The organism is Rhodanobacteraceae bacterium, from assembly GCA_016713135.1.
Taxonomy (GTDB): Bacteria; Pseudomonadota; Gammaproteobacteria; order Xanthomonadales; family SZUA-5; genus JADKFD01.
This window is the reverse complement of record JADJPR010000020.1, coordinates 558,217-574,276: the sequence shown is the minus strand read 5'-3', so window position 1 is coordinate 574,276 and position 16,060 is coordinate 558,217. Positions and strand designations below refer to the sequence as shown.

The following is a 16,060-nucleotide window of genomic DNA, read 5'->3' as shown; positions in this document are numbered from 1 at the left end:
GCACCGCCCAGCGCTTCACCGGCGCTTTGCCGGTGAAGCGCAGCGCGCTACACCGGCCTACAGAGCAACTCTGTATTTCTTCCTTCGCGGGTCGGGCTGCGCAGTCAGAGGCTCAATAGATCTCGCCGATCATGCAGCGCAGGCTGCCGCCGGCTTTTTCCAGTTCGTCCAGTTCGACCGCGTGGATGCGCATGCCCAGCGCCGCAATGGCATCGCGGGTGGCGGGCTTGAGGCTGCGCGCCGCGCAAGCCGACATCCACAGCCCGGCCTCGCCGAGCGCGATGCAGTTGCCCGCGTAGCCGGCCTTCTCGGCGGCGTCGATCACCACGCTCGCGGCGGCATGGATGCTGATGATCGCGTCGGCGACGCGATGGTCGGCGAAGCCCTCGGGGCAAATGAGCACGCCGCGCCCGTCGAGCGCCGACATCACGACGTTGGTGTGGTACTCGCCCGGCGCGAGGTCGAAAAGCAGCAGGTCGCGCAGTCCGAAAGCGCGCGCCATCGCCGCCGCGCCGGTGCGGTCGCAGCGCTCCGACAATCCGCAGTAGCCGATGCCGCGGCTGCGGTCGATCACCAGGCTGCCGGTGAGTTCGGCGACGAATCCGTGTCCGGACAGATCGATTTCGCGATAGCCGAGCACATCGCGGAACCAGGCGCGGATGTCCTCGCGCTGCGCTTCCCGCTGGCGCACGGCGTGGCGCATCGCGCCGACAATCAGGCGGCCGGGCGCGGTCGCGAAGACATTGTTGGGGAATACCGCATCCGGCGTGTCCGGGTGGCCGGCGAAGCTGCTCACCGGGATCCCGGCGCGCGCCAGCAGCTGTGCCAGCGCCAGGTGCTGGGCGAGGGCGCGGCCGGCATCCACCCCGGCTGCCATCTGCATGTAGGCGTTGTCGCGGGCTGATTCCGCGGCCAGGTGGAAGCCTGCCGGGGTGACCAGGAACACCGCGCGCGGCACGCCGGGGGCGCGCTGCGGCAACTGGCGCGCGTGCGCGGCGAAGGCTTCCGGATCGTTCCAAAGGCGCGGCTGGGACATCTCAAGGGCTCCAAAAAAGAAACCCGCGACGAGCCTTGCGGTTCGCCACGGGTTTGCCCCCTCCCCGACAGGCACTACGCCGGGACGGAGCGATTGTGCGTGGGCGCTGCAAACCACAGCAAGCTGCGGTGCAGCATGGCGGCCGCATCCGCGGGTTCCGGCTGCGGCAATTCCAGCTCCACGCGCGGCAGGCGCGCGTTGAGCAATTCGTACAGGCGCTCGGTCGCCAGGCAGGGGCAATCCGGGCGCACATACTGGGTCTCCTGGATGTCCAGCACGGCGCGCGCACCGGCCTCGGTGCGCAGCGCGGTCTTGACCTCGTTGATCGCCGCGTCGACGCGCGCGATCGCCGCCTGGTTGGCCTGCGCCAGGCGTTCCTCGTCCGCTTCCGCGGCGGCCTCGATCTCGCTGATGCGGCGCGCGATCGCCAGTTGCCGGGTGCGGCTGGCCGCGCCTTGCTCCTTGAGCATGCGCAGTTCCTCGCGCAGGCGCAGCAGTTCCGGCCGATGGCGCTGCGCGATCGCCTTGAGTTCGGTGTCGACCGCGACCAGCAACTGCGCCAGCGCGGTGGAGCGCGTGTAGGCCTCGCTCAGGTCGACCACCAGCACCGGCGGGCTGGCCCAGGCCAGCGCGGGTGCGAGCAGCCAGGCGCACAGCCAGCGCTTCACTTGGCCGGCTCCAGCGGCTGGTCGCCGAAGCGCTCGACGAGCACCTTCTCCACCTCGTCGGTGATGTCGTGTGCGGCGGACTCGCCGATGCGGCGGGCGACCGCGCGGTCGACCACCAGGTCGGCGTTGGCGCTACCGGCAATCTGCGCGATGACCTCCGGCAGTGCGGTCAAGATCTCGCTCTGGCGCAGATCGCGCGCAAGTTCGAGTTCGCTGCGGCGTTGCGCATCCGCCCCGCTGGCGGCCTTCTCGGCCTGGCCAGCGATGCGCGCATACAGCGGCATCGTCGACTGCAGGTATTCGATGTCGAGCGCGAGCACCACCTGGGACTCCGTGGCGCGGGCGCTGGATGCACCGACCAGCAGGGCCAGCAGCAGTCCGGCGCGGATCATCGGAAGCTGCGCTCCATCACCCGGTAGTGCGCATCGACCATGCCGAGCGCGGCATAGGTGCGCATCGCCGCCTCGTTGTCATTCTCCACATACAGGCGGATGCCGCAGGCCCCTGCGGCCTGCGCGCGCGTCTCGATCTCACGATAGAGCGCGGCATAGACGCCCTGGCGGCGCGCTTCGGGGCGCACGTAGACGCTCTGGATCCACCAGAAATCGGCGTTGCGCCAGTCGCTCCACTCGTAGGTGATCATCAGCCCGCCGACCACCTGCCCGGCGCGCTCTGCGAGCAGGTAGAAGCCGCGGCGCGGCTCGATGATCACCGCGAGCACGCCGGCCTGGGCGACCGCCGGGTTGAGTTCCTTGCGCTCGGTCTCCCAGGCCATCGCCTGATTGAACTCGGCGACCACGCCGGCATCGGCAGTCTCGGCGCGGCGCAGGATCAGCGGAGCGGACATCGGGGCAAGTTCTTGTTGCATCGCATCATTGTAGGTGGCCGCCGCACGCCGGAAAGGGCAAATCGCTGGCAGGGGCGCGGGTCCGGGCGCTGGTATAACGCGACAACGCGCCGCTTCGGGACATGCTCTGGCGCCCACTGCATGGGAGACGTGAAATGCGCGGCCTGAGCGCGATCCTGCTGGCCCTGGCGATCGGCGGTGCCGATGCGCACGCGAAGGGCGTCGACACCCTGCTGATCGGACGCATTTATCCCACCGCTACGACGACGGAGCCGGTCGCCGCGCTGGCCTGGGATGGCGCTGGCCGGGTGCTTGCGAGCGGCAGCGCGCCGAGCGTTCGCGCTCTGCTCGAAGAGCGCGGCAACGCGGTGCGCGAGGTGGTCCAGGACGGCGCCGTGATCCCGGGGCTGATCGACGCCCACGGCCACCTGATGGGCCTCGGCGAGTCGCTGATGCAGGCGGACCTGGTCGGCACGCTCGGGCTCGACCCGATCATCGAACGCCTGCGCGCCAAAGCCAGGGAGCTGCCCGACGGCGCCTGGCTGCTCGGGCGCGGCTGGGACCAGAACGACTGGGCCAAGGCCGAATTCCCGACCGCCGCCGACCTCGACCGCGAGTTCCCCGCACGGCCGGTGTGGCTGGAACGGGTCGACGGGCATGCCGGCTGGGCCAACTCGGCGGCGCTGCGGGCGGCGGGCATCGAGCGCGACACGCCCGATCCCGAGGGTGGGCGCATCCTGCGCGACGCCAACGGTGCGCCGACCGGCGTGCTGATCGACAACGCGATGAACCTGGTCGTGCGCAAGCTGCCGCCGCCCGATCGCGCCTGGCAGCGTCGGGCCCTGCGCGCAGCCCTGGATGCGTGTACGCAATGGCCGACGGCGCGTCAGCGGCGCTCGACGATCTCTGCCGCGACGGCCTGTACCAGCACCCCGGCGGCCGGTTGCAGATGCGCGCGGTCAAGCTCTACGCCGACGGCGCGCTGGGCAGCCGCGGCGCGGCGTTGTTGGCGGACTACGCCGACGAGCCGGGCAACCGCGGGCTGCTGGTCGAGGCCAGCGAGCGCCTGGCCGCGATCATCCGCCGCGCCACGGGCTGCGGCGTGCAGCCGGCGGTGCATGCGATCGGCGATCGCGCCAATCGCGCAGTGCTCGATGCCTACGCCAGCCTCGGCGCGCAGCAGCGCCAATCACTGCGCCCGCGCATCGAGCATGCGCAGGTGGTCGATCCCGACGACATCCCGCGCTTCGCTCAGCTCGGCGTGATCGCGTCGATGCAGCCCACCCACGCCACCAGCGACATGCCGTGGGCGGAGAAGCGCGTCGGCGCCAGCCGTTTGCGCGGCGCCTATGCCTGGCGGCGTTTTCTCGACAGCGGCGCGGCGCTGGCGCTCGGCTCCGATTTCCCGGTGGAACGCGTGGACCCGGTGCTCGGGCTATACGCCGCGGTCAGTCGTCAGGATGCCGACGGCAAGCCGCCCGGTGGCTGGCTGCCGGACCAGCGAATGACCCTGGCCGAAGCGATCGACGGATTCACCCGCGGCGCCGCTTACGCCGGCCACGCCGAGGCCGAGGTGGGAACCCTGGAAGCCGGCAAACGCGCCGACTTCGTGGTCCTCGCCACCGATCCCTTCAAGCTGCGCGGCCGCGGCCTGCTGGCGCTGAAGGTCAGCTCGACCTGGGTCGATGGCGAGCGGGTGTGGCCGAAGCGCTGAGGTTGGTTCGACCTGGCACTGCGTTGCTGGTCAGTTGAGCTGGGCAGGGGCCGTAGCCAGGAGCGGACGCAGAGGACGCAGAGAAAAAGCAGAGAGAACACAGAGAAACACGGGAGATCCGAGCACATCCGGCTCAATCTTTCTCTGCGATCTCTCTGCTTCTCCTCTGCGTCCTCTGTGTCCCGCTTCTGTCCCGCATTCCCTGCGGGCGCGGCAACTGCGATCGGTTAACGGCTACCCGCTACCCGCCGCAGAGCGTCCTCACACGTACTCGAGCCACCCGTGGCGGTCTTCGACGCTGCCGTCGAACAGGCCGAAGAACTGCTTCTGGATCGCGCGCGTCACCGGGCCGGGCTTGCCGCTGCCGACCTGCTTGCGGTCGACCGAGCGGATCGGGGTGATTTCCGCCGCGGTGCCGGTCATGAATACCTCGTCGCACAGGTAGATCATCTCGCGTGGCAGGTTCTGCTCGCGGATCTCGTAGCCCAGGTCCTTGGCGATGGTGATCGCCGCGTCGCGGGTGATGCCCTGCAGGATCGAGGCGCCCATCGGCGGGGTGTAGATGGTCTTGCCGGAGATCAGGAAGATGTTCTCGCCGGCACCCTCGGCGAGATAGCCGTCGTGCGTCAGCGCGATGCCCTCCTGGAAGCCGAGGCGCTTGGCCTCCCGCGAGACCAGGATGCTCGACAGGTAGTTGCCGCCGGCCTTGGCGGTGGCCGGCAGGGTGTCCGGGGCCACCCGGCGCCAGCTGGAGATGCAGGCGTCGATGCCGTCGTTGACCGCCTGCGCGCCGAGGTAGGGCCCCCACACCCAGGCCGCGATCATGCAGCCGGTCGGGTTGTCCGCGCCCAGGCCGAAACCGCCGGCGCCGCGCCAGATCAGCGGGCGCAGGTAAGCAGCCGTGAGCTTGTTCGCGGTGATCACCTCGCGGCCTGCGGCCAGCAGCGTGGCCAGATCGTACTCGGTGTCGAGGTCGTAGATCAGCGCCGAGTTGTACAAGCGCTTCATGTGCTCGGTGTAGCGGAAGATCGCCGGGCCCTTGGGCGTCTGGTACGAGCGGATGCCCTCGAACACCGACGAGCCGTAGTGCAGCGCATGCGACATCACGTGAACGGTCGCCTCGGCCCACGGCACCAGCTTGCCATTGAACCAGATGAATTCGGGCAGGTTTTGGCTCATGGCCGGTTCCTTGTGATGGCGGAGGGAAAACGCCGAATATAGCGCTGCGGCGGGGGCTGCCGGCTCTAGGGCTGACGGTTGTGGGTTCTGGGTTGTGGGTTGTGGGCAGCAAGGCGCGCACGCCGCATACCTGAGGGAGCGGACTTTGTCGGCGATCTTTCCCAGCGGTCGCCCGCAAGAGATCGCGGCTGAAGCCGCTCCCACTGGCTTGCGGCTCACCGGCTGTTGCCGCCCACAACCCACAACCCAGAACCCACAACTGACAGCGCCCACAACCCACAACCGCAAGCGCCCACAACCCACCGCATGGACCCACTCCTGCTCGCCCCCGCCTTCCTGATCGGTGCGCTGCTCTACGCCAGCGTCGGCCATGGCGGCGCGTCGGCGTACCTGGCGATCATGTCGTTGGCGGCGGTGGCGCCGGCGGAGATGCGGCCGCTGGCGCTGGCGCTGAACCTGCTGGTGTCGGGGATCGCGGCGGTGCAGTACGCGCGGGCGGGGCATTTCGATGGCCGGTTGTTGTGGCCCTTCGTCGTCGCCAGCGTGCCCTGCGCGTACCTTGGCGGCCTGGTCGATCTGCCAGGCGCCTGGTACCGGCTGGCGATCGGCCTGGTGCTTGCCTGGGCGGCGGTGTCGCTGTGGATCGGCGCACGGCGCGCCGACGAGGCTGCCCGCGGCCGGCCGCGGTTGCCCCTGGCGATGGCCGCGGGGGGCGTATTGGGACTCGCGTCCGGATTGACTGGCGTGGGTGGCGGCATTTTCCTGTCGCCGCTGCTGATGCTGGCTGGCTGGGCCGGCGCAAGGACCACGGCGGCGGTGTCCGCCTGTTTCATCTGGCTCAATTCAGCGGCTGGCCTGCTGGCACAGGCGGAGCGGGTTCCGGCGCTGCTCGACGAACTCGCCTGGAGCGGCCCGGCCGTGGTCGTCGGCGGTCTGGTGGGCGCGTGGATCGGCGCCCGGCGGGCGCCGCCGCAGATGCTGCGCCGGTTGCTCGCGGTGGTCCTCGCGGTGGCGGCTGCCAAGATGATCGGGGCGGCGATCTGATCGGTCACAGTCCTGCACAGTGTTCCCCTGCGCAAGGATGCGAATCGCCACGCAAGCGGAGTCGCACTAGCCTAGTATCCGTCGGACACGCGGACGCTGGCAGCCAGCGCCACTCACTCAACGCGATCGGATCCATCCATGAGCGAACCCTTCCTCGGTGAGATCAGGATCTGTGCCTTCGGCTTTGCGCCGCGGGGCTGGGCCCTGTGCAACGGGCAGTTGCTGCCGATCAACCAGAACCAGGCGCTGTTTTCCCTGTTCGGCACCACATTCGGCGGTGATGGGCGGGTCAATTTCGCTTTGCCCGACCTTCGTGGGCGGATGCCCATCCACATGGGAAATGGCCACACCCTGGGCGAGCGTGGAGGCGAGCAGGCGCACACCCTGAGCATCGCCGAGATCCCGACTCACACGCACGTGCTCTCGCACTCCACGGCGCGCGCCACCACGGGAACTCCGACGGACAATGTCCCGGCGCAGACGCTGTCTCCAATCTACGGGCCCGCGCAGTCGCTGGTGCCAATGAACCCCGCCGCGGTGACCAATACCGGCGGCTCGCAGGCCCACCTGAACATGCCGCCGTTCCTGACGCTGAACTTCAGCGTGGCAATCCAAGGCATCTTTCCTTCACCGACCTGAGCGCGCGGAGAAACTCATGGGACAACCTTATGTGGGTGAGATCCGCATGTTCGCCGGAAATTTCGCGCCGTCGGGCTGGATGTTCTGCGACGGCCAGTTGTTGTCGATCTCCGAGTACGAGACCCTGTTCAATCTGATCGGCACCACCTATGGCGGCGACGGGCAGGAAACCTTCGCGCTGCCGGACTTGCGTGGCCGGATTCCGTTCCATTTCGGCAACGGCTTCATCCTTGGCGTGACAGGTGGGGCGGAATCCGTCACCTTGACCACCGCGCAGATCCCCGCGCACAGCCACCCGTTGCTGGCCAATTCGCAGACCGCCACCGAAACCATCGCATCGCCGAAACTGGTGCCGTCGTCGCCTTCGGTCCAGATGTACGCCAGCCGCACGCCATTCGTCGCGATGTCGCCGACGAACATCGGTTCGGTGGGTGGTGCGCAGCCGCACGAGAACCGGCCGCCATACCTGGCGGTCAGCTTCATCATCTCGCTGTTCGGCATCTTCCCGTCGCCAACCTGAGGCCATTGCCATGAGCAGTCCGTTTGTCGCGGAGATCCGCATCGTCGGGTTCAATTTCGCACCGCGCGGCTGGGCCTTTTGCGACGGCCAGTTGCTGCCGCTCTCGCAGAACACCGCGCTGTTCTCACTGCTGGGGACAAATTACGGCGGCAACGGCAAGAGCAATTTCGCATTGCCGAGCTTCCAGGGCAGTGCGCCGGTGCACCACGGCCAGGGCCCGGGACTGAGCGACTATTTCATCGGCGAGGCCGGCGGCGCCGAGACCGTGTCGCTGCTCGCGTCGGAAATTCCGGGGCATACCCATTCGCTCCAGGCCTCGGCCAATCCGGGCAGCAGCAACAACCCGGCGGGAAACCTGTATGCCGTGCCCAGGTCGGGCAGCGCCTATGCGCCCTCCAGCAGCCTGGTTGCGATGTCGCCCGACGCCCTGGCGCCGGCGGGCGGCGACCAGCCGCACAACAACATGCCCCCGTACCTGGTGTTGAACTTCATCATCGCGATGCAGGGTGTATTCCCGCAGCGCCCCTGATGCGGCCATGACTTGAGCCCGGGTGCGCAACGGGCGAGGAAGCTTCCATGAATCGTCGAGACATGTTGCTGGCCACCACCGGAGCACTTGCCAGTGCGGCTTCCGGACCTGCGTTCGGCATGCATGGCAGCAGTCTGCTGCCTTTGCTGGGCGGTGCCTCCGCTGCCGTCGCAGCAGGCGGCCCCGGTTGCGCGCTGATCCCGGTGCAACCCGCACCGCGGGCCGCGGGGATCCTTAGCGAGATCTGCCTCAAGCGCTTCTTTCCGAGTCGGGTTGCGGGCCCGGGGCAATTGGAGCATCTGTCGCTGGATCTGCAGATGCTGGATGACCGTTCCCAGTTGCAGACGGTCTACGCCTGGCAACTCGCGCGCCGCAGCTCAACCTGGTGGTCCGGCCGTTTCCGCATGCGCCTGCCGGGGCAGCAAGTCAATCTGGTCGTCAACCTGCGCCGCAGCGGATCGCGCACCACCGAATCCTGGAGTGGACGGCTGGTGGTGGGGGTCGATTCGGTGCTGGTCACCCCGCGCGTCAGCACCGGACAGTTGCCGTCCATCGCGGAATTGCGCCTGGACCCGTCCGCCCCCGAGCTCTGGCTGGCGGATGGCAGCCCGCGCGATTTCGACGCGCTGCTGCTGAGCGCGATCTGAGGTTCGCGCCCGGATGCCCGCAGCTTCGTGCGCGGCGTGGCGATTGCCCCCCGGCATCGAGCTGCGCCCGATCGGTGATGCCGATCTGCCGTTCCTCAGCGATCTCTACGCATCGACGCGCTGGGAAGAGCTCGCACCCGTGCCCTGGAGCGAGGCGCAAAAGCGCGAGTTCCTGCATCAGCAGCACACCCTGCAGCATCGTCACTACCAGACGTACTACGCGGATGCCGAGTTCCTGCTGCTCGCGTGCGATGGTGCAGCGATCGGGCGGATCTACGTCCACCGCTCGCCCGCCGAGATCTGCCTCATCGACATTGCGCTGTTGCCGACGCGCCGTCGCCGCGGGCTGGGCGCGGCGTTGATCGCGGAACTGGTGGCCGAGGCCGATGCTGCGGGCTTGCCGGTCACGCTCCACGTCGAACGGGATAATCCGGCGCAGCGGCTGTATGCGCGCCACCGGTTCCGGTTGGAGGAAGAGGGTGCGGTCTACCAGAAACTGCGACGCGACCCGCGCCCGTCAGTTCACGACCAGCTCGAAATCGGCGAGGCCACCGGTCAGCCGCCGCGGACATAGCATCAGCTCGAGGACGCCTTGCTGCGGATGATGCAGGGCGTACACGCCCTGGGCCGGCGCCGGAACGGGTGCCCGCAACATTACCGAGAAGCCGCCGCCAGGTCGCAGGGTCTGGCCGCCGAGTGCAATCGCCGAAAGCACCTCGGTGGCAACCGGCCCATGGCCGAAATCGATCTCGAGGGTGCTGCCGACGAGGTGCTGGAAGTGGTCGAGGCGCAGCTGAGCGATCGGGTCGTCCGGGGTACTCATGCGGGCTCAGGCAGCGGGCGGTAGGGAGGCGGACGATAGCAAAGCGCCAGCGCAAGGCGCCGGCCAGCCCGGGCCCTCAGCTGAAGTCCAGCGGATCCACGTCGACGCTCCAGCGCAGCGTACGGTCGCGCGCGTGGGCGTAGGCGGCGTCCACTGCGGCGGCGAGGAAGGCATGCAGCGGCGCGCGCTCGGCGGCCATCGCCACCAGTTGGAAGCGCCAGCGCGCCTGGCGCCTGGGCTGCGGCGCCGGCAGCGGTCCACTGATCTCGACTGCATTGCGCAGGGCGGCCGGACAGGCCGCGAGCACATCGACCAGGAAGCGGTCGGCCTTGCCGGCGTCGACATGCTCGGCGCGCAGTACGGCGGCATGCCCGACCGGCGGCAAGCCGCTGTCGGCGCGTTCGCGCAGCGCCAACCGGGCGTATTCGCCATAGCCATGGCGCAGCAGCGTGGCCAGCAGCGGGTGCTCGGGCAGATGGGTCTGCAGCAGCACCTCGCCGGGGCGTTCGGCGCGTCCGGCGCGCCCAGCCACCTGCACGATCAGCTGCGCCAGGCGTTCGCTGGCGCGGAAGTCGGCGCTCATCAGGCCTTCGTCCACGCCCACGATCACCGCCAGCGTCACCGCCGGCAGGTGGTGGCCCTTGGCCAGCATCTGGGTGCCGACAATGATGGTCGGCTCGCCGCGCAGCAGCTCGTCGATGGCGGCTGCGAAGCTCGATTTGCGTGCGGTCGTGTCGCGATCCAGGCGCACCAGCGGGGCGTCGGGGAAAGCCTCGGCCAGCGCCGCTTCCAGGCGCTCGGTGCCGGCCCCCTGTGGTACCAGCGCCAGGCTGCTGCAATTGGGGCAACTGTCGGGCGGGCGCCGCTGGAAGCCGCATTGGTGGCAGCGCAGCCAGGATGCGTTGCGGTGAAAGGTCAGCGCGATGTCGCAGTCCGGGCACTCGGCATGCCAGCCGCAGTCGTGGCAGAGCAGGGTGGGCGCGTAGCCGCGGCGATTCTTGAACACCAGCACCTGGCCACCGGCGCCCAGGTGTTCGCGAATCGCAGTCAGCGTCGGTGCGGCCAAGCCATCGCGCAGGCGCTGCTGGCGCAGGTCCACCACGCGCCAGCGCGGGGGCTTTGCCGCACCCACGCGCGCCGGCAGCTCCAGCCGCCGGTAACGCCCGAGTTGCACATTGCGCAGGCTCTCCAGGCTGGGCGTGGCGCTGCCGAGCACCGCCGGCACACCCACCGACTGCGCGCGCATCAAGGCCACGTCGCGCGCGTGGTAGCGGATGCCGTCCTGCTGCTTGTAGGAACCGTCGTGCTCCTCGTCGACCAGCACCAGGCCGAGACGCGGCAACGGCGTCCATACCGCCGAACGCGTTCCGACGACCACGTCGACCTCGCCGCGCGCGGCGGCCGCATAGGCCTCCACGCGCTCGCCCTCGCTCAACTCCGAGTGCAGCGCGGCGACCCGCCCGGGCAGGCGCTCGCGCACCCGCGCGACCAGTTGCGGCGTGAGCCCGATCTCCGGCACCAGCAGCAGCGCCTGGCGCCCGCGCGCGAGCACCTCTGCCATCAGCCGCAGGTAGACCTCGGTCTTGCCGCTGCCGGTGACGCCGTCGAGCAGGAACACGCCGAAGCCCTCGCCGTGCGCGCGCAGCGTCTGCAGCACGTCCGCCTGCGCCGGGCTGAGTTCGGGTCCGGGCGCGAGGATCGGTGGCGGCGCGTAGGGCGACTGCGCGATCGCATCGACCCAGCCGGCGACCTTCCACTCCGCCACCACCGGGCGCCAGCGCGCGTGGACCGCGGCCAGTTCGGCTTCGCTGGCCGGCCTCTCGCGCAGGCGAGTCCACAGGCGCTGGCGCGCGGCGCCGCGCGGCGAGGCAGCAGCGGCCCCGGCGGCCGTCATCGCGTACAGCAGCCGCTCGGGCAGCACCATCGGATCGATCCGCCGCAGGCCGACCGGCAGCGCGGTCGCCAGGGTCTCGCCTAGCGGCGCCAGGTAGTAGCGCGCCACCCGCGGGAACAGCGCCCACAGCGCCGGGTCCGGCAGCGGCGACGGGTCAAGGACCTCCAGTACGGGCTTCAGCCCGGCGGTATCGCCAGGGAGCGACGACACCACCACCGCCACCACCCGCCGCCGTCCGAACTCGACCACCACCCGCGTACCCGGCGCGGGCGCCGGACCGTCCGCCGTCCACGCATAGTCGAACAGCTTCGGCAGCGGGACCGGGACGGCGATCTGCAGGCGCATGGGTCAACAGCGGTGAGTAGTGAGGTGGTGAGTGGTGAGTGGCAGGAGCGGTTTGCGGCAACTTGCAGCCGTGCGGCGGGCACGCCGGCCTTTGCCACTCACTACTCACTACTCACCACTCACGGCATTTCACCCCACCGGCAGCATCTCGACCAGCGGCGCGAGGACGCGGCGGTGGATCTGGAACTGGCCGTCGAAGTGCGCGTGTGCCTTGGCGCGCATCCGCGGGGCGTGCTCGGCGAGGTAGCGGGTCAGCGCGTGATGGCTCTCGAGCCGGTAGTGAACGACGATTTCCTGGTGCTCGGCGTCGGCCTTTCCGGGCTCGACGATCATCACCTCGGCGCTGACGAAGCCGGGCAGCGTCAGCAGTTCGCGGACATGGTCGCCCAGCCACGCGCGGTAGTCGTCGGCCACCGCATCGCGGACCTTGATGTTCACTTCGTAGACGATCATGGGGGAGCAGTTAAAAGTGAAAGGTGAAAAGTGAAGGGTGGGAGCAGGCAGCAGGAGGTGGAAAGTAGAGGGGTTCGGGGCCGGCCGCAAGGTTCGGGATTGCCGTGTTCCCCCTTTCACTTTTCACTTTTCACCTTTCCCCGCTACATATTCACCAAGCTCATCACCAGCGCGCCGAAGGCGGTAAAGCTGATCAGGATCAGGTAGCAGGTGCCGATCACGCCGAAGGCAAATGGCGCTCCCCACCAGCGCTGCCGATACACCCGTTTCTGGGTCAGGAACAGGTTGACCGGGATCCAGGCGATGGCCAGGCCCATGAGCAGCCACCAGGGGTTGGTCCAGCCTTCCGGCCAGTGCTCGGCCATCCACGACAGGCCAACGGCCACGAGGATGCCGATGTACACGAAGGTGTGGCTGTGGATCGCCACCATCAGGTGCTCCATGTACAGCCGGCGCTTGAACACCAGCACGATCTTCAGCAGCAGCGCGAAGATCGGCAGCAGCACGAACAGGCTCTGCGGCAGCACCCGCAGGAAGGCGTGGCCCAGGCGCTTGGGATCGTCGCGCGCCAGTTCCAGGTTGGCCTGGATGATGCCGATGTAGTCATTGAGCAACTGGTTGCCCGCATCGGGCAGCCAATCGAAGACCAGCGGGTTGTCGGTGGGATGCCAGGGCTGGCTGCCGACAATCGTCAGGCTGATCGGTTCCTTCTTCTTTTCCGCGGCGGCCGCTTCCGTTGACGCTTCCGCCGCTGGCGGGCTCTCTGGGCGGGCGGAGGCCGGATCGCTGGGTGTTGCCGGCGGTGATTCCGCGGACGCGGGGCGAGGTTCGGCATCGCTGTCATCCGACGGCACAGTGGTCGCCGCATCCGGCGAGGCGTCCTCATCCCCGCCGCCATCGCCATCGATGACCACCACATCGCCGTTCTGGCTGACCTTGATTCCGCCGAGATCGCTCATGGAGGTAACCACAATGAACAGCAGCGCGCTGATCACCAGGTAGATGCGCAGCGGGCGCACGAAGCTCATGCGCTTGCCGCGCAGATAAGCCTCGGTCAGCTTGCCTGGCACGAAAAACAGGCTGACCAGGGTGCGCCAGACCTTCGCATCGACATCGAACAGGTAGTCGAAAGCATCGGTGGAGAGCGACACCAGGTCGCGGATCGGGGTCTTCTCCGGCTGCCCGCACTGGTGGCAGAAAGGGCCTTGCAGCGGGATCTCGCAGTTCTCGCAGCGACGACCCTGCCAGGCGTTCGCCTTGCGCTCGCGGCGACTCAGGGGGCGGGCGGGCGTCTCGCTCACGCGCTGCCCACCAGGCGTTCGTGGCGCAGCCAGCGCACCGTGTCGGCGAGCAGACGGTCGAGTGGCGTCACCTGCAGCTTCAGTTCGCGTCGCGCCTTGCTGATGTCGCAGCGCATGTTCTGGCAGACGAAGGCCACCGATTCCGGCGTGGCGTCCGGCTCACGCCCGGTGATGCGGCTGAGCGCGTCCAGCGCCCGCGCGTAGGCTTTCAGCGCGAATGCCGGCATCGCCCGCCGCGGCACCGGCTTGCCGAGCTGCGCGCCGATCATGCGCACCAGTTCGATGAAACTCGCTTCTTCGCCGCCGAGCAGGTAGTTCTCGCCGCACTTTCCGCGCTCGGCCGCGGCGATATGCGCGGCGGCTGCCTCGCGCACATCGACGAAGGCGCCGCTGCCGGGCGGTACGCCGGGCAGCTTGCCCTGGTCCACCAGCATGATCAGGCGCGACCAGTTGTGGGTGTCGCCGGGCCCGAGGATATGGGTCGGGTTGCAGATCACCGCGTCCAGCCCTGCGCGGATGCCGGCGCGCACCTCCTCTTCGGCCAGCGACTTGGTGCGCGCATAGCTGATCCAGGAATCCAGGCCCAGGTGCGGCGAGCGCTCGTCGATCACATCCTCGGTGAGGCCGTAGACCACCACGCTGGAGGTGTGCACCAGGCGGCGCACGCCGGCCTTGAGGCAGGCCTGGACCACATTGCGCGTGCCGTCGACATTGATCCTCTGCTGCTGCGCGTGATGCGGGCGCCAGGATGCGGTGCTCGCCGCGACGTGGAACACCACATCGACCTGGCCCTGCAGCGCCGATGCCAGCGAGTCCGGGTCGGTGACGTCGCCACGGCAGGTCTGGATGTCCAGGCCCGTCAGGCTGGCCAGCGAGGACTCGGTGCGGTACAGCGCGCGCACGCTGTAGTCCTGGTCCAGCAATTGCTGCACCAGATGGCCGCCCAGGAAGCCGGTGGCGCCAGTTACCAGTGCAGTGGTCATCGTGTCCCCATCGTGCGAGCTGCCCCTTAAGATACCCGGCCCTGTCCCCAGCGCCAGCGCATGAGCGTTCCCGAGCACCACCGCAATCGCCGGCACCTTGCCGATACGATCAAACTCGCCTCGCCAGTGGTGGTCGCGCAACTGTCGGCGATGGGCATGAACGTGGTCGATACCCTGGTCGCCGGGCGCCTGGGCGCGGCCGCGCTGGGCGGCGTCGCGGTCGGTGCGGCGGTCTACAGTTTTACCCTGCTGCTGACGGTCGGCATCCTCGGCGCGGTCACGCCCACGGTGGCGCAGCTGTTCGGCGCGAAGCGTTTCGACGAGATCGCGCCGCGCGCGCGCCAGGCCTGGTGGCTGGTGCTCGGGCTCGGGCTGTTCATCATGCTGGTGTGCTTCGGCGCCGGCCCGGTGCTGCGCCTGATCGGGGTGGACGAGGCGCTGTATCCACATGCGCGCGACTTCCTGCGCGGGATCGGCTTCGGCGGACCGGCGCTGGCGGCGATGTTCATGCTGCGCGGCTATGCCGACGGCCTGGGGCGCACCAAACCGGGCATGGTGGTGTCCTTCGTCGGGCTGGTTGCGCTGATTCCGCTGGCCATCGCGCTGGCCTTCGGCTTCGGTCCGATCAAGCCGATGGGCACGCTCGGCCTGGGCCTGGCGACCGCCCTCGTGCTCTGGATCGAGGCCCTCGCGCTCGCCTGGTACCTGCACCGCGCCAGCTGGTTCCAGCGCTTCGGCAGCATCCTCGACTTCGACCGCCCGGACGGCTCCGCGCTGCGCGCCTTGCTCGCCATCGGCGCGCCGATGGCCTTCGCCTGGCAGATGGAGGGCGGGCTGTTCATCGTGGTCGCGCTGCTGATGGGACGGATCGGCGGCGACTGGGCCGCGGCGCACCAGATCGCGATCAACGTTGCCTCGGTGGCCTTCATGATCCCGCTCGGCCTGTCGCAGGCGGTGACCGTGCGCGTGGGGCACGCGCGCGGCGCGGGCGATGTACTTGGTGTGCGCCGCGCCGGGCTGGCGGGGCTGCTGCTGGCGCTGGGCACCCAGGCCTTTTCCGCGGCCGTCATGCTGGTGTTTGCCGCGCAGCTGACGCGGCTGTACGCGCCGGATTCGCCGGAGCTGGTGCCGCTGGCGGTGCAGCTGATGTTCCTCGCCGGCATCTTCCAGTTGTCCGACGGGATCCAGGTGGTCGCCGCCGGCGCGCTGCGCGGGCTCAAGGACACCCAGTTCCCGATGCTGATCACCGCCTTCGCCTACTGGGGCGTCGGCTTCCCGCTGGCCTGGCTGCTCGGCTTCACGGCGGGCTGGGGCGGCCCTGGCATGTGGGTGGGCTTCATTGCCGGCCTGACGATGGCCGCGATAGGCATGAACTGGCGCTTCGCGGTGATGCTGCGGCGGCTGCAGTCCGCCAGCGCGACCTGAATCCGGTAGCCGG

The 16,060-nt window shown here is 69.1% G+C and carries 17 protein-coding genes and 1 pseudogene; 8 read left to right on the top strand and 10 right to left on the bottom strand.

Translation table 11 applies throughout. The features are described from left to right. Positions 1-112: 112 nt before the first annotated feature. The 4 genes from IPK27_17430 to IPK27_17415 form a co-directional block, all read right to left on the bottom strand. Positions 113-1,036 (bottom strand): amidinotransferase, encoded by a 924-nt coding sequence (locus IPK27_17430; GenBank protein ID MBK8069338.1) that lies wholly within the window; start codon positions 1,034-1,036, stop codon positions 113-115. A 74-nt stretch (positions 1,037-1,110) separates the two neighbouring features. Beyond that, positions 1,111-1,704 (bottom strand): hypothetical protein, encoded by a 594-nt coding sequence (locus IPK27_17425; protein MBK8069337.1) that lies wholly within the window; start codon positions 1,702-1,704, stop codon positions 1,111-1,113. Then, positions 1,701-2,096, bottom strand: coding sequence for a hypothetical protein (locus tag IPK27_17420; protein MBK8069336.1), 396 nt, complete (start codon positions 2,094-2,096; stop codon positions 1,701-1,703). The genes IPK27_17425 and IPK27_17420 overlap by 4 nt, the downstream gene beginning before the upstream one ends. Beyond that, a complete protein-coding gene (locus IPK27_17415) occupies positions 2,093-2,551 on the bottom strand; it encodes a GNAT family N-acetyltransferase (GenBank protein ID MBK8069335.1) in 459 nt (152 codons plus the stop codon). The genes IPK27_17420 and IPK27_17415 overlap by 4 nt, the downstream gene beginning before the upstream one ends. Positions 2,552-2,673: 122 nt before the next feature. Here IPK27_17415 and IPK27_17410 point away from each other — a divergent pair. Beyond that, a pseudogene (locus IPK27_17410) lies at positions 2,674-4,265 on the top strand (amidohydrolase family protein). Between the two features lie 261 nt (positions 4,266-4,526). Here the strand turns inward: IPK27_17410 and IPK27_17405 are convergent. Further along, on the bottom strand, positions 4,527-5,444 hold the full coding sequence (locus tag IPK27_17405; GenBank protein ID MBK8069334.1) for a branched-chain amino acid transaminase: 918 nt from the start codon (positions 5,442-5,444) through the stop codon (positions 4,527-4,529). A gap of 306 nt (positions 5,445-5,750) precedes the next feature. Here IPK27_17405 and IPK27_17400 point away from each other — a divergent pair, with 306 nt between their 5' ends. The 6 genes from IPK27_17400 (at position 5,751) to IPK27_17375 (ending at position 9,397) form a co-directional block, all read left to right on the top strand. Beyond that, positions 5,751-6,488 (top strand): sulfite exporter TauE/SafE family protein, encoded by a 738-nt coding sequence (locus tag IPK27_17400; protein ID MBK8069333.1) that lies wholly within the window; start codon positions 5,751-5,753, stop codon positions 6,486-6,488. Positions 6,489-6,626: 138 nt separating this feature from the next. Then, positions 6,627-7,127, top strand: coding sequence for a phage tail protein (locus tag IPK27_17395; GenBank protein MBK8069332.1), 501 nt, complete (start codon positions 6,627-6,629; stop codon positions 7,125-7,127). A gap of 16 nt (positions 7,128-7,143) precedes the next feature. Next, positions 7,144-7,647: a phage tail protein gene (locus tag IPK27_17390; GenBank protein MBK8069331.1), complete on the top strand. Its 504-nt coding sequence runs from the start codon at positions 7,144-7,146 to the stop codon at positions 7,645-7,647. Between the two features lie 10 nt (positions 7,648-7,657). Then, the gene (locus tag IPK27_17385; protein ID MBK8069330.1) at positions 7,658-8,176 is read left to right on the top strand and encodes a phage tail protein; all 519 of its coding nucleotides are present in this window, start codon (positions 7,658-7,660) and stop codon (positions 8,174-8,176) included. 47 nt (positions 8,177-8,223) lie between these two features. Further along, the gene (locus tag IPK27_17380) at positions 8,224-8,823 is read left to right on the top strand and encodes a hypothetical protein (protein MBK8069329.1); all 600 of its coding nucleotides are present in this window, start codon (positions 8,224-8,226) and stop codon (positions 8,821-8,823) included. A 70-nt stretch (positions 8,824-8,893) separates the two neighbouring features. Further along, positions 8,894-9,397: a GNAT family N-acetyltransferase gene (locus IPK27_17375; protein ID MBK8069328.1), complete on the top strand. Its 504-nt coding sequence runs from the start codon at positions 8,894-8,896 to the stop codon at positions 9,395-9,397. Here IPK27_17375 and IPK27_17370 read toward each other — a convergent pair. The 5 genes from IPK27_17370 to IPK27_17350 form a co-directional block, all read right to left on the bottom strand. Next, the gene (locus IPK27_17370; protein MBK8069327.1) at positions 9,341-9,646 is read right to left on the bottom strand and encodes a hypothetical protein; all 306 of its coding nucleotides are present in this window, start codon (positions 9,644-9,646) and stop codon (positions 9,341-9,343) included. The genes IPK27_17375 and IPK27_17370 overlap by 57 nt on opposite strands. 76 nt (positions 9,647-9,722) lie before the next feature. Then, positions 9,723-11,885 (bottom strand): primosomal protein N', encoded by a 2,163-nt coding sequence (locus tag IPK27_17365; GenBank protein MBK8069326.1) that lies wholly within the window; start codon positions 11,883-11,885, stop codon positions 9,723-9,725. Positions 11,886-12,014: 129 nt separating this feature from the next. Next, positions 12,015-12,338 carry a DUF4286 family protein gene (locus IPK27_17360; GenBank protein ID MBK8069325.1) on the bottom strand — a complete coding sequence of 108 codons (324 nt, stop codon included), beginning with the start codon at positions 12,336-12,338 and terminating at the stop codon, positions 12,015-12,017. A gap of 143 nt (positions 12,339-12,481) precedes the next feature. Continuing rightward, complete coding sequence (locus IPK27_17355; protein MBK8069324.1) at positions 12,482-13,639, bottom strand: DUF3667 domain-containing protein; 1,158 nt, start codon at positions 13,637-13,639, stop codon at positions 12,482-12,484. Then, complete coding sequence (locus tag IPK27_17350; GenBank protein MBK8069323.1) at positions 13,636-14,622, bottom strand: SDR family oxidoreductase; 987 nt, start codon at positions 14,620-14,622, stop codon at positions 13,636-13,638. Before IPK27_17350 ends, IPK27_17355 begins: the two co-directional genes overlap by 4 nt. 60 nt (positions 14,623-14,682) lie before the next feature. On the opposite strand from IPK27_17350, the gene IPK27_17345 reads away from it, so the two are divergent. Beyond that, positions 14,683-16,047, top strand: a complete 1,365-nt coding sequence (locus tag IPK27_17345) for an MATE family efflux transporter (protein MBK8069322.1) — start codon at positions 14,683-14,685, stop codon at positions 16,045-16,047. The last annotated feature ends 13 nt before the right edge of the window (positions 16,048-16,060 follow it).

Coding starts and splice junctions, on each gene's coding strand:
- IPK27_17385 (MBK8069330.1), top strand. CDS start 7,658: ATGAGCAGTCCGTTTGTCGCGGAGATCCGCATCGTCGGGTTCAATTTC.
- IPK27_17365 (MBK8069326.1), bottom strand. CDS start 11,885: ATGCGCCTGCAGATCGCCGTCCCGGTCCCGCTGCCGAAGCTGTTCGAC.
- IPK27_17415 (MBK8069335.1), bottom strand. CDS start 2,551: ATGTCCGCTCCGCTGATCCTGCGCCGCGCCGAGACTGCCGATGCCGGC.
- IPK27_17370 (MBK8069327.1), bottom strand. CDS start 9,646: ATGAGTACCCCGGACGACCCGATCGCTCAGCTGCGCCTCGACCACTTC.
- IPK27_17350 (MBK8069323.1), bottom strand. CDS start 14,622: ATGACCACTGCACTGGTAACTGGCGCCACCGGCTTCCTGGGCGGCCAT.
- IPK27_17360 (MBK8069325.1), bottom strand. CDS start 12,338: ATGATCGTCTACGAAGTGAACATCAAGGTCCGCGATGCGGTGGCCGAC.
- IPK27_17430 (MBK8069338.1), bottom strand. CDS start 1,036: ATGTCCCAGCCGCGCCTTTGGAACGATCCGGAAGCCTTCGCCGCGCAC.
- IPK27_17400 (MBK8069333.1), top strand. CDS start 5,751: ATGGACCCACTCCTGCTCGCCCCCGCCTTCCTGATCGGTGCGCTGCTC.
- IPK27_17345 (MBK8069322.1), top strand. CDS start 14,683: ATGAGCGTTCCCGAGCACCACCGCAATCGCCGGCACCTTGCCGATACG.
- IPK27_17390 (MBK8069331.1), top strand. CDS start 7,144: ATGGGACAACCTTATGTGGGTGAGATCCGCATGTTCGCCGGAAATTTC.
- IPK27_17405 (MBK8069334.1), bottom strand. CDS start 5,444: ATGAGCCAAAACCTGCCCGAATTCATCTGGTTCAATGGCAAGCTGGTG.
- IPK27_17380 (MBK8069329.1), top strand. CDS start 8,224: ATGAATCGTCGAGACATGTTGCTGGCCACCACCGGAGCACTTGCCAGT.
- IPK27_17420 (MBK8069336.1), bottom strand. CDS start 2,096: ATGATCCGCGCCGGACTGCTGCTGGCCCTGCTGGTCGGTGCATCCAGC.
- IPK27_17395 (MBK8069332.1), top strand. CDS start 6,627: ATGAGCGAACCCTTCCTCGGTGAGATCAGGATCTGTGCCTTCGGCTTT.